General features: G+C 71.6%; 14 protein-coding genes. 10 read left to right on the forward strand and 4 right to left on the reverse strand.

Annotation, left to right across the window (positions count from 1 at the left end; all coding sequences use genetic code 11):
* Nucleotides 1-59 precede the first annotated feature (59 nt).
* Together ACIRPU_RS23290 and ACIRPU_RS23295 are read left to right on the forward strand one after the other, a co-directional pair.
* A complete protein-coding gene (locus ACIRPU_RS23290; RefSeq protein ID WP_403870301.1) occupies nt 60-3,176 on the forward strand; it encodes an AAA family ATPase in 3,117 nt (1,038 codons plus the stop codon).
* Between the two features lie 67 nt (nt 3,177-3,243).
* Nucleotides 3,244-3,456 carry a DUF6191 domain-containing protein gene (locus tag ACIRPU_RS23295; protein ID WP_403870304.1) on the forward strand — a complete coding sequence of 71 codons (213 nt, stop codon included), beginning with the start codon at nt 3,244-3,246 and terminating at the stop codon, nt 3,454-3,456.
* Between the two features lie 9 nt (nt 3,457-3,465).
* On the opposite strand, the gene ACIRPU_RS23300 is transcribed toward ACIRPU_RS23295, so the two are convergent.
* Both ACIRPU_RS23300 and ACIRPU_RS23305 read right to left on the reverse strand, forming a co-directional pair.
* Nucleotides 3,466-4,626, reverse strand: a complete 1,161-nt coding sequence (locus ACIRPU_RS23300; protein ID WP_403870307.1) for a PQQ-dependent sugar dehydrogenase — start codon at nt 4,624-4,626, stop codon at nt 3,466-3,468.
* 101 nt (nt 4,627-4,727) lie between these two features.
* The gene (locus tag ACIRPU_RS23305; RefSeq protein ID WP_403870310.1) at nt 4,728-5,723 is read right to left on the reverse strand and encodes an aldo/keto reductase; all 996 of its coding nucleotides are present in this window, start codon (nt 5,721-5,723) and stop codon (nt 4,728-4,730) included.
* Nucleotides 5,724-5,799: 76 nt separating this feature from the next.
* Here ACIRPU_RS23305 and ACIRPU_RS23310 point away from each other — a divergent pair, with 76 nt between their 5' ends.
* The 6 genes from ACIRPU_RS23310 to serA all read left to right on the forward strand — a co-directional run bounded on the left by ACIRPU_RS23310 (nt 5,800) and on the right by serA (nt 15,924).
* Nucleotides 5,800-6,753 (forward strand): 2-hydroxyacid dehydrogenase, encoded by a 954-nt coding sequence (locus ACIRPU_RS23310; protein ID WP_403870313.1) that lies wholly within the window; start codon nt 5,800-5,802, stop codon nt 6,751-6,753.
* A 411-nt stretch (nt 6,754-7,164) separates the two neighbouring features.
* A complete protein-coding gene (locus ACIRPU_RS23315; protein ID WP_403870316.1) occupies nt 7,165-10,308 on the forward strand; it encodes a putative bifunctional diguanylate cyclase/phosphodiesterase in 3,144 nt (1,047 codons plus the stop codon).
* A 260-nt stretch (nt 10,309-10,568) separates the two neighbouring features.
* On the forward strand, nt 10,569-12,416 hold the full coding sequence (locus ACIRPU_RS23320) for an acetolactate synthase large subunit (RefSeq protein WP_355709637.1): 1,848 nt from the start codon (nt 10,569-10,571) through the stop codon (nt 12,414-12,416).
* A gap of 21 nt (nt 12,417-12,437) precedes the next feature.
* The gene (gene ilvN, locus ACIRPU_RS23325) at nt 12,438-12,962 is read left to right on the forward strand and encodes an acetolactate synthase small subunit (protein ID WP_020131429.1); all 525 of its coding nucleotides are present in this window, start codon (nt 12,438-12,440) and stop codon (nt 12,960-12,962) included.
* 139 nt (nt 12,963-13,101) lie between these two features.
* Nucleotides 13,102-14,100: a ketol-acid reductoisomerase gene (ilvC, locus tag ACIRPU_RS23330; RefSeq protein ID WP_054239796.1), complete on the forward strand. Its 999-nt coding sequence runs from the start codon at nt 13,102-13,104 to the stop codon at nt 14,098-14,100.
* Between the two features lie 234 nt (nt 14,101-14,334).
* Nucleotides 14,335-15,924 (forward strand): phosphoglycerate dehydrogenase, encoded by a 1,590-nt coding sequence (gene serA, locus ACIRPU_RS23335; protein WP_403870321.1) that lies wholly within the window; start codon nt 14,335-14,337, stop codon nt 15,922-15,924.
* 158 nt (nt 15,925-16,082) lie between these two features.
* Here serA and ACIRPU_RS23340 read toward each other — a convergent pair whose 3' ends face one another.
* The gene (locus ACIRPU_RS23340; protein ID WP_403870324.1) at nt 16,083-17,624 is read right to left on the reverse strand and encodes an MFS transporter; all 1,542 of its coding nucleotides are present in this window, start codon (nt 17,622-17,624) and stop codon (nt 16,083-16,085) included.
* A 96-nt stretch (nt 17,625-17,720) separates the two neighbouring features.
* Here ACIRPU_RS23340 and ACIRPU_RS23345 point away from each other — a divergent pair, with 96 nt between their 5' ends.
* A complete protein-coding gene (locus tag ACIRPU_RS23345; protein ID WP_403870327.1) occupies nt 17,721-18,311 on the forward strand; it encodes a TetR/AcrR family transcriptional regulator in 591 nt (196 codons plus the stop codon).
* Nucleotides 18,312-18,365: 54 nt separating this feature from the next.
* Here ACIRPU_RS23345 and ACIRPU_RS23350 read toward each other — a convergent pair whose 3' ends face one another.
* A complete protein-coding gene (locus ACIRPU_RS23350; protein WP_403870330.1) occupies nt 18,366-19,553 on the reverse strand; it encodes a PucR family transcriptional regulator in 1,188 nt (395 codons plus the stop codon).
* A 164-nt stretch (nt 19,554-19,717) separates the two neighbouring features.
* On the opposite strand from ACIRPU_RS23350, the gene ACIRPU_RS23355 reads away from it, so the two are divergent.
* Nucleotides 19,718-20,644 (forward strand): proline dehydrogenase family protein, encoded by a 927-nt coding sequence (locus ACIRPU_RS23355; protein ID WP_403870333.1) that lies wholly within the window; start codon nt 19,718-19,720, stop codon nt 20,642-20,644.
* The last annotated feature ends 14 nt before the right edge of the window (nt 20,645-20,658 follow it).

A 20,658-nucleotide genomic window follows, 5' to 3' on the forward strand; every position in this document is an offset into this window, starting at 1 on the left:
GCCGCCCTCCCGCCGGGGCCCCGGCGATATCCGCTGGGCCGTCGTCGCACCCGCGTGCGATGCTCGCCCCCGTGGAGACCAGGTCCGTCAGCCCCGTCTTCGTCGGTCGCGCCGACGAGCTGCACACCTTGAAGGACGCGCTCGCCCGCGCCGCCGCGGGAGAGCCACAGGCGCTGCTCATCGGCGGTGAGGCCGGGGTCGGCAAGACCAGACTCGTCGAGGAGTTCGCCGCCGCGGCCCACCGCGGGGGCGCCGTCGTCGCGCTCGGCGGCTGTGTCGAGATCGGCGCCGACGGACTGCCGTTCGCCCCGTTCTCCACCGCCCTGCGCGCCCTGCGCCGAGCCCTGCCGGACGAACTGGCCGCCGCCGCGGCCGGCCAGGAGGAGGAACTCGCCCGGCTGCTGCCCGAACTGCGGGAGAGCGCCCCCGGACGAGGCCACGACGGGGAGGGCATGGCCCGCCTCTTCGAACTCACCGCCCGTCTCCTGGAGCGCGTCGCCGCCGAGCGCACGGTCGTGGTCGTCCTGGAGGACCTGCACTGGGCCGACGCCTCCACCCGCCACCTGCTGTCCTATCTGCTGCGCACCCTGCGCACCGGCCGGCTCGTCGTCCTCGCCACCTATCGCGCCGACGACATCCACCGCCGCCATCCGCTGCGCCCCCTGCTCGCCGAACTCGACCGGCTGCGCACCGTCCGGCGCCTCGAACTCGCCCGCTTCACCCGCGACGAGGTCTGCCGCCAGATCGCCGGCATCCTCGCCGCCGAACCCGACCCCGCCCAGGTCGACGACATCTTCGAACGCTCCGACGGCAACGCCTTCTTCGTCGAGGAACTGGCCGTGGCGGCCCACGAAGGCTGCTGCACCGGCCTCACCGACACTCTGCGCGACCTGCTGCTCGTCCGCGTCGAGGCGCTGCCCGAGAGCGCCCAGAACGTCGCCCGGATCATCGCCGAGGGCGGCTCCACCGTCGAGTACCGCCTGCTCGACGCCGTCGCCCGGCTCGCCGAGGACGAGATTCTCGAGGCGCTGCGCGCCGCCGTCGGCGCCAACATCCTGCTCACCACCCCCGACGGCGACGGCTACCGGTTCCGCCACTCCCTGGTCCGCGAGGCCGTGAGCGACGACCTCCTGCCCGGCGAACGCTCCCGCCTCAACCGCCGCTACGCCGAAGCCCTCCAGAGCGACCCGACCCTCGTCCCCGCCGACGAGCGCGTCATGCGGCTGGCGAGCTACTGGTACCACGCCCACGACCCGGCGAAGGCCCTCCCCGCCGTCCTGGACGCCTCCGTCGAGGCCCGCTGCCGGCGCGCCTACAGCGAGCAACTACGGCTCCTGGAAAGGGCGATGGAGCTGTGGGAGGCCGTGCCCGAAGACATCAGGGCCGCACTGCGTCCCGTCGACGGCACGGAGGCCTATCCTTCCCCACCGCCTGAACGGCGTGGCGGGACCTCCAGCGGCCGCGATCCGGCCCCCACCCCGCTGCGCTACCTCGACCTGATGGCCGAGGCCGCCGTCGCCGGCCGCTACTGCGGGGAACGCGAACGCGCCCTGAAGATCACCAAGCGGGCGCTGCGTCTGCTCCAGGAGGAGGACGATCCGCTGCGCGCCGCCTGGTTCTGGGTGCAGCGCTCCCGGCTGGTGCACTCCCTGGGCCGGGGTGGCGGCCGCGAGGAACTGGCCACCGCGCAGGAGCTGCTGCGCGGCCTCCCGCCCAGTGAGGTGCACGCCGAGGTGCTGACCCACGTCGCCTGCTGGTCCCTGGTCCACGAACCCGGTCCCGAGGCCTACCGGGCCGCCGAGCGGGCTGTGGAGTACGCCCGCATGATCGGCGCCCGCGAGATCGAGCTCGACGCCCGCCAGGTTCTCGGCGTCCTCATGGTCGACGCCGGCCATATCGAGGCCGGCCTCGCGGAGCTGCACGAGGTCAGGGAACAGGCGCTCGCCGAGAACACCCCCTCGGTCGCACTGAGCGCCTACGTCAACCTTCCCTCCGAACTGGAGGCGATCGGCCGCTCCCGGGAGGCCGTCCCGATCCTGGAGGAGGGCCTCGCCTTCGCCAAGCGGCACGGACCGCCCGACATCGAGGCCTGGGTGTGGAGCAACCTCGCCGAGTCCCTCCTCTCGCTGGGCCGTTGGGACGAGGCCGACCGCGCCTGCGCCGCCGCTGGGGGTCCCCCCACGCCGTTCAGGCAGTGGGGGAGGGTGGGCCAGGGCGTGGCGGTCCGAGGCGGTCACGCCGCCCTCCTCGCCGAACTCGCCCTCGGCCGCGGCGACCTCACCGAGGCCGACCGCCAACTGGTCTCGGCGCAGGGCTTTTTCGACTCCCTCGAACACGCCCCGCAGAACCACCTCCCCCTGACCCGCCTCGCCATCGGACTCGCCGCGGCCCAGGGCCGCCCGCTGGACGCCCGCGCCCACTTCACGGGCGCGCTCGAACGGGACTTCCGGCCCGGCACCCAGCGCTACGCCTGGCCCCTCCTGCTCGCCGCCGCCTCCGCCGAGGGCGACGCCCGCGCGCTGCCGGCCGCGGACCCGGGCCGGGCCGACCTCCTCGACCGCATCCGGGGAGCGGCCAAGAGGCTCGCCACGATCGCTCCCGTCTGGCAGGCCCACGAACGCTGGGTCCACGCCGAACTCCTGCGCGCCGAGGGCCGCACCGACCCGGAGGACTGGTCCGAGGTGGTCGCCGCCTTCGAGTGCCTGGAACGGCCCTACGACCTCGCCCGCACCCGGCACCGTCTGGCCGAGGCGCTCCTGTCCGTCGGCGGCGACGACGAACGCGACCGGGCAGCCGAGCTGCTGCGCCTCGTCCACGCGGTCGCCGCCCACCTCGGCGCCCGTCCCCTCACCGAAGCCGTCACCCTTCTCGGCCGGCGCGCCCGGCTGAACCTGACCCCCGCCGCCGGCCCGCCGGGCGCCCCGGCCGACCCCACCGACCCCCTGACGACGCTGGGCCTGACCAGCCGGGAGCGCGACGTCCTGCGGCTGGTCTCGGCCGGCCGCACCAACCGCCAGATCGCCGAGGTGCTCTTCATCTCCCCGAAGACGGCGAGCGTCCACGTCTCGAACATCCTGTCCAAGCTCGAGGTCTCGGGCCGTGGCGAGGCGGCGGCGGTGGCCCACCGGCTGGGGCTGTTCCCGCCGACGGCCGAGGAACGGCTGATCGCGCGATAATGGGGCAAGTCACCAGGGAGGAGCCGAACAGGCCACCGACCGTGATCCGGCCCGGCAGGGGAGAACGATGTTCAACGCATTCGAGGACCTGTTCGCGCCGGGCCGCAAGCACACGCGGGACGAGCAGAACCGGCTGGAGCTGACCCGGGAGGACGTCGGCGACGGCGATCCCGGGCGCGGGCCGATAGACCTCGCGTCCGGAAAGGTCGTGGTGCGGCCGACCGAGCTCGAGGAACCGGAGAAGCCGGAGGAGACGGACGCGCAGGCGCGGGGCGAGTGACGCCGCCGCTCAGCTCACCTGTAGCTCCAGGATCCGGTCGTCCCCCTGCTCCGGGTCGCCCCGGCCGTCCGTGTTGCTGGTCGTGACCCACAACTTGTCGCCGCCCGCCGACACCACGGTGCGCAACCGGCCGTACTCGCCCCGGAGGAAGGCCTGCGGATCCGCCGAGGCCGCCGTGCCCTTCAGCGGGACGCGCCACAGGCGCTGCCCCTTCAGCCCCGCCATCCAGACCGAGCCCTCGGCGTAGGCGATGCCGCTGGGCGAGGCGTCGTCCGTGTGCCACTGGGCTGTCGGGTTCCGGAACTTCGTGTCCTCGGACTTCCCCTCGGCCGTCGGCCAGCCGTAGTCGGCGCCCGGCACGATCGCGTTCAGTTCGTCCCAGGTGTCCTGGCCGAACTCCGCGGCGAACAGGCGTTGCTTGGAATCCCAGGCCAGCCCCTGCACATTGCGGTGTCCGTACGAGTACACCGGGGAGTCCGGGAACGGGTTGCCGGGGGCCGGTTCGCCCTCCGCGGTCAGCCGCAGGATCTTGCCGCCGAGGGACTTCTTGTCCTGGGCCAGGCCCCGGTCGCCGCTCTCGCCGGTGCCGACGTAGAGCAGCCGGTCGGGACCGAAGGCGATCCGGCCACCGTTGTGGATCATGCCCTTGGGAATGCCCTTGAAGACCGTGTCGGGCGCCCCCAGTTGGTCGCCGGCGGGCCGCGCGGGGTCGTAGATCATCCGGACGACGCGGTTGTCCGAGGCCGAGGTGAAGTACGCGTAGACCATGCGGTCCGACGCGTAGTCGGGGGAGAGGGCGAGGCCCAGCAGGCCGCCCTCGCCGGCCGCCGAGACCCCCGGCACCTCGCCCAGCTCGGTCTTCTCGCCCGTCTCCGTGTCCACCCGGGTGATCGTGCCCTCGTCGCGCGAGGCGACCAGGAGGCCGCCCTCGGGGAGGGGCGCCAGGCCCCAGGGCGTGTTCAGACCCTCGGCGACCGTGCGCACCACCTTGACCGTGCCCTTCGCGGGCGGGGTCTCCTCGGCGGCCGGGGAGCTCTGCGCCGCCGTACGGCTCGGGGACGCGCTGGCGGAGGCGCCCGACGACCCCCCGGCGTCGGAGGAGCAGCCGGCCGTCAGCAGCAGAGCACTCGCGGCCAACACGGCTGAAACAGCTCGACGTTGCACGATCACGGTCCCTTCGACACGGCGGTTCCTGCGGCGGGCTACACCTGTCCTACGCCGCCAGGGCCTCACGGGTTCCCGATCCCGGCCATCGCGACCCGAAAGCGGCACTACTCCCACGATCCCCGGGCCGCGGGGAGCTCCGCCACCTCCGTCAGATCCTGTGACGTCAGACGCAGGCCGGCCGCCGCCGCGTTCTCCGTCACCCAGCGTTCCCGCTTGGCGCCCGGGACCGGGATCACGTGCCGGCCCTGTCCCAGCACCCAGGCCAGGGCCACCTGCGCCGCCGTCACGGCCGCGCCGTGCCGGGCGGCGACCCGGCGCAGACCGGCGACGATCGGCTGGTTCGCGGCCATCATCTCGGCGGTGAAACGGGGGTGGCGGGCGCGCATGTCGTCCGGTTCGAAGCCCTGGCCGGGGGTGAGGGTGCCGGTGAGGAAGCCGTTTCCGAGCGGCATCGCCGCCAGGAAGCCCACGCCACGCGCGTCGCACCAGGGCAGCAGGGTGTCCAGCGCCTCGGGCGACCACACCGACAGCTCGGCCTCCACGGCGCTCACCGGGAAGACCTGTTGGACGCGCCGCAACTGCCGAATCGTTCCGTCGTACAGCCCGCCCGACCGGCGACCACCCCGGGCCCCCACCGCGCACAGCCCCAGTGCCCGCACCTTCCCCGCGCGGACGAGCTCGGCCATCGCGCCCCAGGTCTCCTCGACCGGAACCTCGGGATCGGCCCGGTGCAACTGGTAGAGGTCGATGACGTCCGTCTGGAGGCGTCGCAGCGAGGCGTCGCAGGCCCGCTTCACATACCCGGGGCGGCCGTTGGCCACGATGTGCTGCTCACCGACGAGCAGACCGACCTTCGTCGACACGAACGCGTCCTCGCGCCGCTCCTTCAACACCCGCCCCACCAGCAGCTCGTTGGTGAACGGGCCGTACATGTCGGCGGTGTCCAGCAGGGACGAACCCGCGTCCAGCGCCCGGTGCACCGCCCGGAGCGACTCGTCGCCCCGCTGCCGCGACCCGCTGTACGCCCAGCTCATCGGCATGCACCCGAGACCGACGGCACCCACCTCGAGCGCCCCCGCGCCGATCGTCCTGCGCTCCACCTGCCCGTGACCCTCCCTCTCCCGAGCCCCCAACCTAACCTCTGCACGCGCGCGTACCTGACATAGCCTCCTGGCCATGAGCGCTGACGTCTGGCTTCCCATCCCCCCGGAGGAGATCGAGGGCCTCCCGCAGGGACCGAACTATCGCTTCTGGAACGGTGAGGAGGACTTTCCGGCGGACCCGGCCGACTGCGTCTTCTACGTCGTCCCCTACATGAAGCCCGCCGGCCTCGGGCAGCGACCGCTGCCCGCGATGACCTCGCTGGAGGTCGTCCAGACCCTGTCCGCCGGCATCGACCACGTGGTGCCGGCCCTCGCGTCGCTGCGGCCGGGTGTGCGGCTGTGCAACGCGCGGGGGGTGCACGAGGCGAGCACGGCCGAGCTCACGCTCACCCTGATCCTCGCGTCCCTGCGCGGGATCCCCGACTTCGTCCGGGCCCAGGACCGGGGGGAGTGGCTCGGCGGGTTCCGGCCCGCGCTCGCCGACAAGAACGTGCTCATCGTCGGCTACGGCTCCATCGGATCCGCCATCGAGGACCGGCTCGTGCCCTTCGAGGTGGCGCGGGTGGCGCGCGTCGCGCGCTCCTGGCGCACGACGGCGCGCGGTCCCGTGCATCCGATCGCCGAACTCCCCGCCCTGCTCCCCGACGCGGACGTCGTGATCCTCTGCACGCCCCTGAACGAGAGCACCCTCGGCCTGGTCGACGCCGATTTCCTGGCCCGGATGAAGGACGGCGCGCTGCTCGTGAACGTGGCCCGCGGCGGGGTCGTCGACACCAAGGCCCTGCTCACCGAAGTGGAGAGCGGCCGCCTCACCGCCGCGCTGGACGTCACCGACCCCGAGCCCCTGCCTCCCGGCCACCCGTTGTGGAGCGCGCCCGGCGTCCTCGTCAGCCCGCACGTCGGCGGCCCCACCTCCGCCTTCCTGCCCCGCGCCGTGCGCCTGCTGGTGGACCAGTTGGGCCGCTTCGTGAACCGGGAGCCACTGCGGAACGTGATCCTCACTACGGGCACGGTGAACGGATCGTGACGGCCGGGGCGCTCCTGTAGTCCGGTTCGAGCACCCTCCGCAGTCCTCCGGACGCGGTCCGTACCCCATCCGGGCGCATATGCCGATGATCGTCACGCAGCGTAGAGGAACTATGTCCCTGAGTGACGAGACTGGTGTATCGTCCCGACAGGGGCTACGCCGCGCATGTTCGGCGTCAGGGATGGACATTTCAGACTTGCGAGGGGGGCGACGGGCGATGCACGGCCTATGGACGAACGATCCGACGCGGCAGAACCGCCGGCGGCGACCCTGGCGCTCCACCACGCGCCGACACGGTCACGGCACTCACCCCGACCCTCAGCGCCACAGGTGCGGCGGTCACGAGAAGCACGCGCCACCGGCGGCCCGGGACCCGAGGGATCCGGGAGTGACGCGGACCGGGAGGACCTGGTGAGTCCGCCGCCGACCTCCACGCCCCTCCTCGACGGAGCGCCGCGCACACAGCCGTCGACGGGGACACCGCGCACCGCGCCGCCGTCCGCCGGCGGCCCCGGCACGAACCTGGTCCACCAACTGCTGCTCGCCCTCCTGTGCGCGGGATACGCCGCCGGTTCCGCGCTCGGCTGGGGCTCGGACCGACTCGCGCTGATCATGGGCGACTTCGGGCTGACCGCGGCGGCGGGCACCGCGGCCGTGTCCTGCTTCCTCTACTCGCGCAGCCGCCGCGTCCGGTTTCGACCCGCCTGGCTGCTGTTCTCGATCTCCTCGGCGATGGCGGCCCTCGGCAACCTGGTCTGGGGGTGGTACGAAGTGGTCCTGGGACGGCCCGTGCCCAGCCCCAGCTTCGCCGACCTGTTCTTCCTGTGCTTCGCGCCCCCCGCCATCGTGGGGCTGCTCGTGCTCGCCGCCCGGCCCATGACGAAGGCGGGCTGGGTCTGCCTGGCCCTGGACGCCTGGCTGATCGCCGGCTCGCTGCTCACCCTGTCCTGGAGCCTCGCGCTGGCCCAGGCGGCGAAGTTCGACGGACCGAGCGTGGCGCACGCCGCGCTGTCGCTCGCGTACCCGCTGCTCGACATCGCCCTGGTGAGCATGGTGCTGGTGCTGCACTTCCGGCGCACGTCGGTGAACCGCACGGCGGTCAACACGGCCGTCGGCGCGCTCGCGCTGACCGTCATGTGCGACGCCCTGTTCACCTCGCCGCTGCTGCACAACAACTACCGCTCGGGCCAGCTCCTCGACGCGGGCTGGTTCGCGGGCTCGCTGCTCCTGGCGTACGCGCCCTGGGCCGCCTCCCGCCGACAGCGGTCGGCCGCGGATGAGGGGCACACGCGTGTGGTGCACGAACACGTACCCGGCAAGCGTCCCGCCGGGCGCCCCCACGGGCCGTCGCGCACGGCGGCCGCCGCGACCGCGCAGACGTCCGCGCACACGCCCGTGCAGACGTCCGACCAGGCGCCTCCCCAGGAGGGCGATCACAGCAGGTACCCGGTCACCCGGCCCATCACCGGTTCCCTGGCCGCCCTCACGCCCTATCTCGCCGCCGCCGTCTGCACCCTGGGGATCCTCTACAACGTCCTCAACGGCCGCAGCGTCGACCGCGTGGTGCTGCTGACCGGCGGCACGGTCGTGCTCGCCCTCGTGGTGCGGCAGGCGATCATGCTGCTCGACAACATCACCCTCACCCAGGAACTGGCCCAGCAGGAGAACCACTTCCGCTCCCTGGTGCAGGGCTCCAGCGACGTCATCATGATCGCCGCGCCCAGCGGCGTCCTGCGCTACGTCTCCCCGGCCGCCGCCGGGGTCTACGGCCGGCCCGCCGAGGCCCTGGTGGGCACCGAACTGGCCGACCTCATCCACCCGGAGGACCTGGGCTGCGTGGTGCACGAGGTGCGCCGCTTCCTCGCCGCCTCCCCCTCGGAGGAACCCACCACGCGCATCGAGTGCCGCTTCCGCTCCGGCGACGGGGGCGCCTCCCGGCCGGAGGCTGGGGGAGATGCCGGGAGCGGGGGAGGCTGGCTCAACGTGGAGTCGACCGTCAACCGCCATCACGGCGGCCTGATCTTCAACAGCCGGGACGTGACCGAGCGGGTGCGGCTCCAGGCACAGCTCCAGCACAACGCCGAACACGACCCGCTGACCGACCTGCCCAACCGCGCGCTGTTCACCCGGCGCGTCCAGCAGGCCCTGTCCGGCCGTCGCAGCTCCGACCGGGGCCCCGCCCTGCGCAACACGGCGGTCCTCTTCATCGACCTCGACGGTTTCAAGGCCGTCAACGACACGATCGGCCACGCGGCCGGCGACGAACTGCTGGTCCAGGCCGCCCGCCGGCTCCAGGACGCGGTCCGCAAGGGAGACACCGCCTCGCGGCTGGGCGGCGACGAGTTCGCGGCCCTGATCGTCGGTGACGGCACCCGCGACCGTGCCGCCCGGGAACGCCACATAGTGGACCTCGCCGACCGCCTCAGGCTCACGCTGTCGCAGCCGTACCTCATCGACGGCAACCAGGTCCGTGTCGCCGCCTCCATCGGCGTCGCCTTCGCGGAAGCCGGTCTGGGCACCGGTGAGCTGCTGCGCAACGCCGACCTCGCCATGTACCGCGCCAAGGCGGGCGGCAAGGGTCGGGTGGAGCTGTACAAGCCGCAGATGCAGCAGGACGTCGTACGCAAGGCGGAGCTGGCCACGCGGCTGCGTGCCGCGCTGCACGACGGCGAGTTCGCGCTGCTGCACCAGCCCGTGGTGCGGCTGGAGGACGGCCGGATCTCGTCGGTCGCCGCGCAGGCCCGCTGGCGCTCCTCCCAGGGAGTGCTGTTCACACCCGCCGAGTTCCTGCGGGTGGCGGAGGACAGCGACAAGACGGCCGAGCTGGGGCGCTGGATGCTGGAGGAGGCCGTCGAACAGGCCGCCGACCGGGCCGCCGGCGGGCTCACCCTGCCCGTGGTCGTGCGGGTGGGCGCCCGACGGCTGCTGGACCGGTCGATGCCGCTGGGCTCCGTGGAGGCACTGCTGACGCGGCACGGCCTGCCGTCGGGATCCCTGGTGGTCGAGCTGTCCGACACCGACCCGCGGGTGCCGCTGGACGAGCTGGAGCGTCGCCTGGGGGCGCTGCGCCGTCTCGGCGTGCGGATCGCCCTCGACGGCTTCGGCAGCGGTTACGCGGCCCTCACGGCGCTGCGGCGGCTCCCCGTCGACGTACTCAGGCTCGACCGTTCGCTGGTCGAGGGGGTCGTCGAGTCCGCACGGCTGCACAAGATCACCAGCGGTCTGCTGCGGATCGCCACCGACCTCGGGCTCCAGTCCGTCGCCGAGGGCGTGGATCTGCCCGAGCAGGTGGTCGCCCTGCGCGCGATGGGCTGTACGCACGGCCAGGGCATGGCGTTCTCCGGGCCGCTCGACGAGTACCGGCTGCGCCGGGCCCTCGCGACCGGCTGCTATCCGGTGCCGCACGGGCCGGCCGAGCCCGCGTTCGCCGGCGGTGGCGCGGGGGTGTACACCAGTGGTGTCCACGCCGGTGGCGTCGCCGGCGGTGTCACGGCCGTCCTGGGGAGCGGAAGTGTCCTTCGCTCACATAATGAGACTCCCGTCCCACCCACTTGACAGTCGGTGCGCGCCGGGGGGAGGGTCAATGCCATGCGCACCCGAATTCTCGTACTTGGAAAGCGCGTCGGCTGAAGTTGGTGACGCTCCGGACGGACCCGGAACTCCCAGCGACCCACACCCGGCGCGCTCCCCTCGCTTGCCTTTTGGCACGAGGGGTTTTTTGTTGCACAAAACCCGCCGCGGCATTCGTGCCGCAGCCCTGAAAAACCCTCAGTAAGACCCTCAGTAAAACCCTCAGCATCGAGAAGAGAATGCCGATGACCGAGCAGGCCACCGGGGCCCATCCGCAGCCGCGGCCCCGATCCGGAGGACAGCACTCCGCGTCCGTCGAGCACGTGACGGGTGCGCAGTCCCTCATCCGTTCTCTCGAGGAGGTCGGCGCCGAGACGGTATTCGGCATTCCCGGCGGCACGATCCTGCCCGCCTACGACCCGATGATGGACTCGACGAGGGTCCGCCACGTCCTGGTCCGGCACGAGCAGGGTGCGGGTCACGCAGCCACCGGATACGCGCAGGCCACCGGCCGGGTCGGCGTCTGCATGGCCACCTCGGGGCCGGGCGCCACCAACCTGGTGACCCCGATCGCCGACGCCCACATGGACTCGGTGCCGCTCGTGGCGATCACCGGCCAGGTGGCGTCGAAGGCGATCGGCACGGACGCCTTCCAGGAGGCGGACATCGTCGGCATCACCATGCCGATCACCAAGCACAGCTTCCTGGTCACCAAGGCCGAGGACATCCCCCGGGTGATCGCGCAGGCCTTCCACATCGCCTCCACCGGCCGCCCCGGCCCGGTCCTGGTGGACATCCCCAAGGACATCCTCCAGGCGAAGACCACGTTCTCCTGGCCGCCGGTCATGGACCTGCCCGGCTACCGCCCGGTGACCAAGCCGCACGCCAAGCAGATCCGCGAGGCCGCCAAGCTGATCACCGCCGCCAAGCGACCGATCCTGTACGTCGGCGGCGGTGTCCTCAAGGCCGGCGCCACCGCCGAGCTGAAGGTCCTCGCCGAGCTGACCGGCGCGCCCGTCACCACCACGCTGATGGCGCTGGGCGCCTTCCCCGACAGCCACCCGCAGCACCTGGGCATGCCGGGCATGCACGGCTCGGTGGCCGCCGTGACCGGTCTGCAGAAGGCCGACCTGATCGTCGCCCTCGGCGCCCGCTTCGACGACCGCGTCACCGGCAAGCTCGACAGCTTCGCGCCGCACGCCAAGATCGTCCACGCGGACATCGACCCGGCCGAGATCGGCAAGAACCGCGCCGCCGACGTGCCGATCGTCGGTGACGCGCGTGAGGTCATCGCCGATCTGGTCCAGGCGGTCCAGAAGGAGCACAGCGAGGGCCAGCAGGGCGACTACACCGCCTGGTGGAAGGACCTGAGCCGCTGGCGCGACACCTACCCGCTCGGCTACGACCAGCCCGCCGACGGTTCGCTCTCCCCGCAGCAGGTCATCGAGCGCATCGGACAGCTCGCCCCGGAGGACACGATCTTCACCGCGGGCGTCGGTCAGCACCAGATGTGGGCCGCCCACTTCATCCAGTACGACAAGCCCGCCACCTGGCTGAACTCAGGCGGCGCGGGCACCATGGGCTACGCCGTCCCGGCCGCGATGGGCGCCAAGGCCGGTGCGCCCGCGCGGACCGTCTGGGCCATCGACGGCGACGGATGCTTCCAGATGACCAATCAGGAACTCACCACCTGCGCCCTGAACAACATCCCGATCAAGGTCGCCATCATCAACAACGGCGCCCTCGGCATGGTCCGCCAGTGGCAGACGCTGTTCTACAACCAGCGCTACTCCAACACCGTGCTGCACTCCGGCCCGAACGACGTCAACCCGGACGCCCGCGGTACCCGCGTCCCCGACTTCGTGAAGCTGTCCGAGGCCATGGGCTGCTACGCGATCCGCTGCGAGTCCCCGGACGACCTCGACAAGGTCATCGCGGAGGCGAACTCCATCAACGACCGTCCCGTCGTCGTCGACTTCATCGTCCACGAGGACGCGATGGTGTGGCCGATGGTCGCCGCCGGCACCTCCAACGACGAGATCCTGGCCGCCCGGGACGTCCGCCCCGACTTCGGCGACAACGAAGACGACTGAGCGAGAGAGACGTAAGAAGACATGTCCAAGCACACGCTCTCCGTCCTGGTGGAGAACAAGCCGGGCATCCTGGCCCGGATCGCCGCCCTGTTCTCCCGCCGGGGCTTCAACATCGACTCGCTCGCCGTCGGCGTCACCGAGCACGCCGACATCTCGCGGATCACGATCGTGGTGAGTGTCGACGCCCTGCCGCTGGAGCAGGTCACCAAGCAGCTCAACAAGCTCGTCGAGGTGCTGAAGATCGTCGAGCTGGAGCCGGGACAGGCCGTTCACCGCGAACTCGTTCTGGTGAAGGTGCGCGCCGACAACGAGACGCGCTCGCAGATCGTCGAGATCGTCCAGCTGTTCCGCGCCAAGACCGTCGACGTCTCCCCGGAGGCCGTGACCATCGAGGCCACCGGCAGCAACGACAAGCTGTCCGCCATGCTGAAGATGCTGGAACCGTACGGCATCAAGGAGCTGGTCCAGTCCGGCACGATCGCCATCGGCCGCGGCGCCCGTTCGATCACGGACCGATCGCTGCGCGCTCTCGACCGGTCGGCGTAAGTACGTAACCGGTCTTCGTACGAACGGATCCGGGCGGTCGGTGATCGCCGATCGCCCGTATACCGAGACCCCGAGACTTCCCTTCCGCCCGCCGTCATACGGTGGGACGCAACACCTGCACCCAAGGAGAGAACCCAAAGTGGCCGAGCTGTTCTACGACGCCGACGCCGACCTGTCCATCATCCAGGGCCGCAAGGTCGCGGTCATCGGATACGGCAGCCAGGGCCACGCCCACGCCCTGTCGCTCCGTGACTCCGGTGTCGACGTCCGGGTCGGTCTGCACGAGGGCTCCAAGTCCAAGGCCAAGGCCGAGGAGCAGGGCCTGCGCGTGGTGACCCCGGCCGAGGCCGCCGCCGAGGCCGACGTCATCATGATCCTCATCCCGGACCCGATCCAGGCCCAGGTCTACGAGGAGTCCATCAAGGACAACCTGAAGGACGGCGACGCGCTGTTCTTCGCCCACGGCTTCAACGTGCGCTTCGGCTTCATCAAGGCCCCGGCCGGTGTCGACGTCGCCCTCGTCGCCCCGAAGGGCCCGGGTCACCTGGTGCGCCGCCAGTACGAGGAGGGTCGCGGCGTCCCCGCGATCGCCGCCGTCGAGCAGGACGCGACCGGCAACGCCTTCGCGCTGGCCCTGTCGTACGCCAAGGGCATCGGCGGCACCCGCGCCGGCGTCATCAAGACGACCTTCACCGAGGAGACCGAGACCGACCTGTTCGGTGAGCAGGCCGTCCTCTGCGGTGGCACCTCCGCGCTGGTCAAGGCGGGCTTCGAGACCCTGGTCGAGGCCGGCTACCAGCCGGAGATCGCCTACTTCGAGTGCCTGCACGAGCTGAAGCTGATCGTGGACCTCATGTACGAGGGCGGCCTGGAGAAGATGCGCTGGAGCGTCTCCGAGACCGCCGAGTGGGGCGACTACATCACCGGCCCGCGCATCATCACCGACGCCACCAAGGCCGAGATGAAGCAGGTTCTCGCCGAGATCCAGGACGGCACCTTCGCCCAGAACTGGATGGACGAGTACCACGGCGGTCTGAAGAAGTACAACGAGTACAAGGACGCGGACTCCGAGCACCTGCTGGAGACCACCGGCAAGCAGCTGCGCAAGCTGATGAGCTGGGTGAACGAAGAGGCGTAAGGCCTCGGGACGGGGGCCGGAGCAGATCGCTCCGGCCCCCGTTGTCCATCCCGTCCAACCCCGGACGGGTGATCCTTCCGCGGAGGCGTGAGGCGACCTCCGTCGCAGCACTAGACTGCTGCACTACATACGCGTCAGGCCCACAGCGTCGTGCGTCTTCCACGCGGCTAGCCCCTCCTCCGCCTGCGGCCGTCGGGACGGCCGTCCGCACGCTTTGGACTTGTGAGGACTCACGTGAGCTCGAAACCTGTCGTACTCATCGCTGAAGAGCTGTCGCCCGCGACTGTGGACGCGCTTGGCCCGGACTTCGAGATCCGGCACGCCAACGGAGCGGACCGGGCCGAACTGCTCCCGGCCATCGCCGACGTCGACGCGATCCTGATCCGCTCGGCCACCAAGGTGGACGCCGAGGCGATCGCCGCCGCGAAGAAACTGAAGGTCGTCGCACGAGCCGGCGTCGGCCTGGACAACGTCGACGTTCCCGCCGCCACCAAGGCCGGCGTGATGGTCGTCAACGCCCCCACCTCGAACATCGTGACCGCCGCCGAACTGGCCTGCGGTCTCCTGCTCGCCACCGCCCGCCACATTCCGCAGGCCAACGCCGCGCTGAAGAACGGCGAGTGGAAGCGCAGCAAGTACACGGGCGTCGAGCTCGCCGAGAAGACCCTCGGGGTCGTCGGCCTGGGCCGGATCGGCGCGCTGGTCGCTCAGCGCATGTCCGGCTTCGGCATGAAGGTCGTCGCGTACGACCCCTACATCCAGCCCGCGCGCGCCGCGCAGATGGGCGTGAAGGTCCTGTCGCTGGACGAGCTGCTCGAGGTCTCCGACTTCATCACCGTCCACCTGCCCAAGACCCCCGAGACGGTCGGTCTGATCGGCGACGAGGCGCTGCGCAAGGTCAAGCCGAGCGTGCGCATCGTCAACGCCGCGCGGGGCGGGATCGTCGACGAGGAGGCGCTGTACTCGGCGCTGAAGGAGGGCCGCGTCGCCGGCGCCGGCCTCGACGTGTACGCGAAGGAGCCCTGCACGGACTCCCCGCTCTTCGAGTTCGACCAGGTCGTGGCCACCCCGCACCTGGGCGCCTCGACCGACGAGGCCCAGGAGAAGGCCGGTATCGCGGTCGCGCGTTCGGTGCGGCTCGCCCTCGCCGGTGAGCTGGTGCCGGACGCGGTCAACGTCCAGGGCGGTGTCATCGCCGAGGACGTCAAGCCCGGTCTGCCCCTCGCCGAGCGCCTCGGCCGGATCTTCACCGCGCTCGCCGGTGAGGTCGCGGTCCGCCTCGACGTCGAGGTGTACGGCGAGATCACCCAGCACGACGTGAAGGTGCTGGAGCTGTCGGCTCTCAAGGGCGTCTTCGAGGACGTCGTCGACGAGACCGTCAGTTACGTCAACGCCCCGCTGTTCGCGCAGGAGCGCGGCGTCGAGGTGCGGCTGACCACCAGCTCCGAGTCGGCCGACCACCGTAACGTCGTCACCGTGCGCGGCACGCTCTCGGACGGCGAGGAGGTGTCGGTCTCCGGCACGCTGGCCGGTCCGAAGCACCTGCAGAAGATCGTCGCGGTCGGTGAGTACGACGTCGACCTCGCGCTCGCCGATCACATGGTCGTCCTCAAGTACGAGGACCGTCCGGGTGTCGTCGGCACCGTGGGCCGGATCCTCGGCGAGGCGGGGATCAACATCGCCGGTATGCAGGTCGCCCGCGCGGCTGTGGGTGGCGAGGCGCTGGCCGTTCTGACGGTTGACGACACGGTGCCCGCCCCAGTGCTCACGGAGGTCGCCGAGGAGATCGGCGCGACGTCCGCGCGTGCGGTGAACCTCGTCTGAGGGTGCCGCACCCTCTGGGGGCTCCGCCCCCCAGGCCCCCGTTCGCCCTGAACGGGCTAGTCCTCAAGCGCCGGACGGGCTGGATGCACTGAACGTGGCTGATGACAGGAGCCGGGCGGGCTGGATCACTCCAGCCCGCCCGGCTCCTGTCGTTCGTGTCACTGCACCCGGATCCTGCGCAGCGTCACCGAAGCCGCCACCGCCGCTCCGGCGAGCAGGACCGCCCCGGCGATCGCCGCGCCCTGCATCCCGCTGGTGAACGCCTCGCGTGCCGTCGTCGCCAGGGCGTCTCCCGTGCGCCCCGGGAGCCGACCCGCCACCGCCAGGGCGCCGCCGAGGGTCTCGCGGGCCTCCGCCGGGGCCGTGGCCGGGATGTCGTGGCGGTAGATCGCCGTGCCGATGGAGCCGAGGACGGCCATCCCGAGGGCGCCGCCGAACTCGGTGCCGGTCTCCAGCAGGGCGGACGCGGAGCCCGCGCGTTCGACCGGGGCCGCGCTCATCGCCAGGTCCGTCATCTGGGACAGGACCATGACGATCCCGCAGGCCAGGACCGCGCAGGCGGTCAGCACGAGCCACATCGAGTCCGTACCGGCGAAGGCGAGGAGCGCGTAGCCGCTCGCCCCGATCGCGAAGCCGGCCGTCACGACGTAGGCGCGGTTGACGCCCTTCTGGACCAGCGAGGTCGCGACCGGGGCCGCCACGCCGATCGGCACCGAGGGGAGAAGGGCCCACAGGGCCGCTTCCAGCGCGCTCTTGCCGAGCACCGACTGGAGGTACTGGGTGGTGAAGAACGCCGAGCCCAGCATGCCGAAGGCGGACACCAGGTTGAGGGCGAGGGCGGGGGTGAAGCCGTGGCCGCGGAACAGGGCCGGGGAGATCATCGGTGAGGCCGCGGTGCGTTGGCGGTGGACGAAGAGGACCGCGAAGAGCAGACCGACGGTGACCGAGACGACGTACTCCACGTGCCAGCCGTCGGACGGGATCTCCTTGAGGCCGTAGACCACGGGCAGTACGGCGGCCATCGACAGGGGGACGCTCGGCCAGTCGAAGCGGCCGGGGGCGGGGTCGCGGGACTCCGGCAGCAGGACCGGGCCGAGGACGAACAGCAGGACCATCGCGGGCAGGTTGACCAGGAAGACCGAGCCCCACCAGAAGTACTGGACCAGCAGGCCGCTCATCACCGAGCCGAGCGCGATGCCGCCCGTCATCACCGCGGACCACAGGCCGATCGCCTTCGCGCGCTGGGCCGGGTCGGTGAACATCGTGCGGATCAGGGCCATCGTCGAGGGCATCAGGGTCGCGCCGCCGATGCCGAGGACCGCGCGGGCCGCGATCAGGGTCTCGGCGCTGTTCGCGTACGCCGCGATCAGTGAGGCGGCGCCGAAGGCGGCGGCACCGATCAGCAGCAGCCTTCGGCGGCCGACGCGGTCGCCGAGCGAGCCCATCGTCATCAGCAGGCCGGCCAGGACGAAGGCGTAGATGTCGAAGATCCACAACTGCTGGGTGCCGGTCGGCCGGAGGTCCGCGCTGATCGCCGGGATCGCGAAGTAGAGGACGGAGACGTCCATGGAGACCAGCAGCAGCGGAAGCATCAGGACGCCCAGCGCGGTCCATTCACGGCGGCCGGCGCGGCCTGCCGGGGGTGCGGGGGCGCCCACCGAGTCCGTCGGGTTCGGGTTCGCGTTCGTCGAGTTGGTCATGACGGTGACTGTACGAGCGTCTTAAACGGTTGTCTAGAACGAATGTATAAGTCATGCGTATAGGACGGTTGTATGGATCGGGGTAGGGTGGCGGACATGGGACACCGTGAGGATCTGCTCGAAGGCGCCAAGCGCTGCCTGCTGGAGAAGGGGTTCCTGCGTACGACCGCGCGGGACATCGTCAAGGAGTCGGGGACCAACCTGGCGTCCATCGGCTACCACTACGGGTCGAAGGACGCGCTGCTGGTGCAGGCGTACGTCTCGTTGATCGAGGGCGCCGGCGACGAGTTCGACCCCGGGTGGGGCGCGGGGGACGAGATGACGGCGGCCGCCGGGTCGCTGGAGCGCTTCCAGGAGGTGTGGGCGAGCATCATCGGCTCGGTGCCGCGGACGCGGGCCATCTGGCTGCTGAGCTTCGAGCTCATCCTCCAGGGCGACCGGCTCCCCGAGGTGCGCAAGCTGCTGGCCGAGGCGCAGGAGGAGGGCAGGTCGGGGATCGTGCCCATGTTCAACGGCGTCCCGGAGGCCGAGCTCGACAAGGAGACCGTCGACACGGAGGGCCGCTTCTACCAGACCCTCCTCAACGGGCTCATGGTCCAGTGGCTCTTCGACCCGGACTCGGCGACCGACGCGGCACAGCTCACCGAGGGACTGCGCCGGGTGATCGCGGGCGCCACCAAGGGCTGACCCTGGCGGGCCGTCCGGGCCGTCCGGGCCGTCCGGGCGGGCCCGGAGTGGGGCTCAGGGCAGCCGGGCCGCCTTGAGGGTCATGTGCAGGAGCAGCCGGTCCTCGCCGTCGTCCAGATCCAGGCCGGTCAGCTGCTCCACCCGCGACAGCCGGTAGTAGAGGGTCTGCCGGTGGATTCCCAACTCGGCTGCCGTGCGGCCCGCTTGGCCCGCGCAGTCGAGGTACACCTCGGCCGTGCGGGCGAGTTCGTGGTGGGCGGGGGTCAACAGGGTCCGTACGGCGGGGTCCTGGGCGGTCTCCCGGGGCAGGGCGGTCAGCAGGCGGTAGGGGCCGATGGACGCCCACCGGGCGACCGGGCCGAGGCCGGGCTCCGCCAGCGCCGCCCGCGCCGACGCCGACGCCTCCCGCCAGGCGGCGCCGAGTTCCGCGAGGCCGGCCCGCCCGGCGGCCACACCCGCGGCGGACTCTCCCGCCCGCTCCAGCAGCCGGGCCGCCGCCGTCGTCGCCGGGGTGAGGGTGTCCGCGGAGCGCAGGCGGACCAACAGGGCCAGGGACTGGGACTCCGTGCCCCACGGGACCGTGCACAGTGCCGTCGCCCCCGGCAGCGTGCGCAGCGAGGGTGCGTCGTCCGGGTCGGCGGACGGCCAGGGCGTCACGCACACCACCGTGTGCGGGCCGTCCGCGCGGGCGCCGAGCGCGGTGCGCAGCTCCGCCACCGCCATGTCCCGCTGCCAGTCCTGCTGCGCGGTCAGCACCGCCCGCAGCTCCCGGGTGAGGTCCGCGCCGTGCTGGGCCTCGTCGGCGAGCAGGGCGCCGATCCGGCCGGTCACCTCCATCGCCGCCGCCAGCTGGGCGTCCGAGGGCCCGGGGTCGTCGTCGAGCAGCCAGACATAGCCGAGGACGACCCCCCGGTGCTGTACCGGGAGGCAGACGCGCCCCCGGTACACCCCGGCCTCCGGGGTCGGCGGGATCCGGACCGGTCCGGTCGCCCGGGTGATGCCGAAGCCCTCGAACCAGGTGCGGACGGCGCTGGTGGAGCGCCGGGTGAGGATCGAGCGGGTGCGCACCGGATCCAGCGCCGAGGCGTCGAGCTCGCCCTCGCTGTCGTAGGCGCCGAAGGCGATCAGCTCGAAATCCCGGTTCTCCAGGGTCGCGGGAGCGCCGAGCAGCTCGGAGATCTCGTCGACGAGCTCCTGGTGGTCACCCTGGTAATCGGCTGTCACCCGGGCATTCTCCCGCATCTCCTCGCCCCCTTCATACATCTGTCTGAGATCCGCGGCACGGATGCGTGACAGCTGTCGATGGCCCACGATCGGAGGGATCCTTAGGTTTCACGGTGGTTCTCCGTGCCGTTCCCCGATCGTCGGGCAGCGGCCTCGTATGGGTTGGTATGTGGAGGTGCCCCGTGCTGGGTCCCGTGATTCTCGCCGCTTCGCGCAGCGACCGGATGCGACGCCTGATCTCGGCGGCTCCGGTGACGAAGCAGGTCGTGGACCGCTTCATCCCCGGTGAGACGGTCGACGACGTCGTCCCGATCGTGGAGGAGCTCACCGCCGGGGGGCTGGAGCTGACGATGGACGTCGTCGGCGAGGACATCACCACCCCCGAGCAGGCCGCCGCCGCCCGGGACGCCTACCTGACGCTGATCGACCGGCTCGCGGAGCTGGAGCTCGGCGAGCGGGTCGAGATGTCCGTCAAGCTGTCGATGTTCGGCCAGGCGCTGGAGGCCGGCCACGAGCTGGCCCTGGCCAATGTGCGCCCGGTCGTCGAGGCCGCCGCCGCCATCGGCACCACCGTCACCCTCGACGCCGAGGACCACACCACCCTCGACTCGATGTTCGCCATCCACGAGGAGCTGCGGAAGGACTTCCCGCAGACCGGCTGTGTCATCCAGGCCTACCTGTTCCGCACCGAGGCCGACGCCCGCCGGCTCGCCGCGAGCGGCAGCCGGGTCCGGCTGGTGAAGGGCGCCTACAAGGAGCCCGCCGAGGTCGCGTACCAGCAGAAGCACGAGATCGACAAGGCGTACGTCCGGATCCTGCGCACCCTGATGGAGGGCGAGGGGTACCCGATGATCGGGTCCCACGACCCGCGCCTCATCTCCATCGGCCAGGAGCTCGCGCGCAAGGCCGGGCGCAAGCTGGACGAGTACGAGTTCCAGATGCTGTACGGCATCCGGAGCGACGAGCACCTGCGACTGGCCGCCGAGGGGCACCGCATGCGCGTCTACACCGCCTACGGCACCGACTGGTACGGCTACTTCATGCGTCGCCTGGCCGAGAAGCCGGCCAACCTGCGGTTCTTCGCCCGCAGCATGCTCACCCGGGGCTGAGAGACGTGGCGGGC

The sequence above is a fragment of the Streptomyces sp. NPDC102259 genome (assembly GCF_044766465.1).
In the GTDB taxonomy this organism is placed as follows: Bacteria; Actinomycetota; Actinomycetes; order Streptomycetales; family Streptomycetaceae; genus Streptomyces.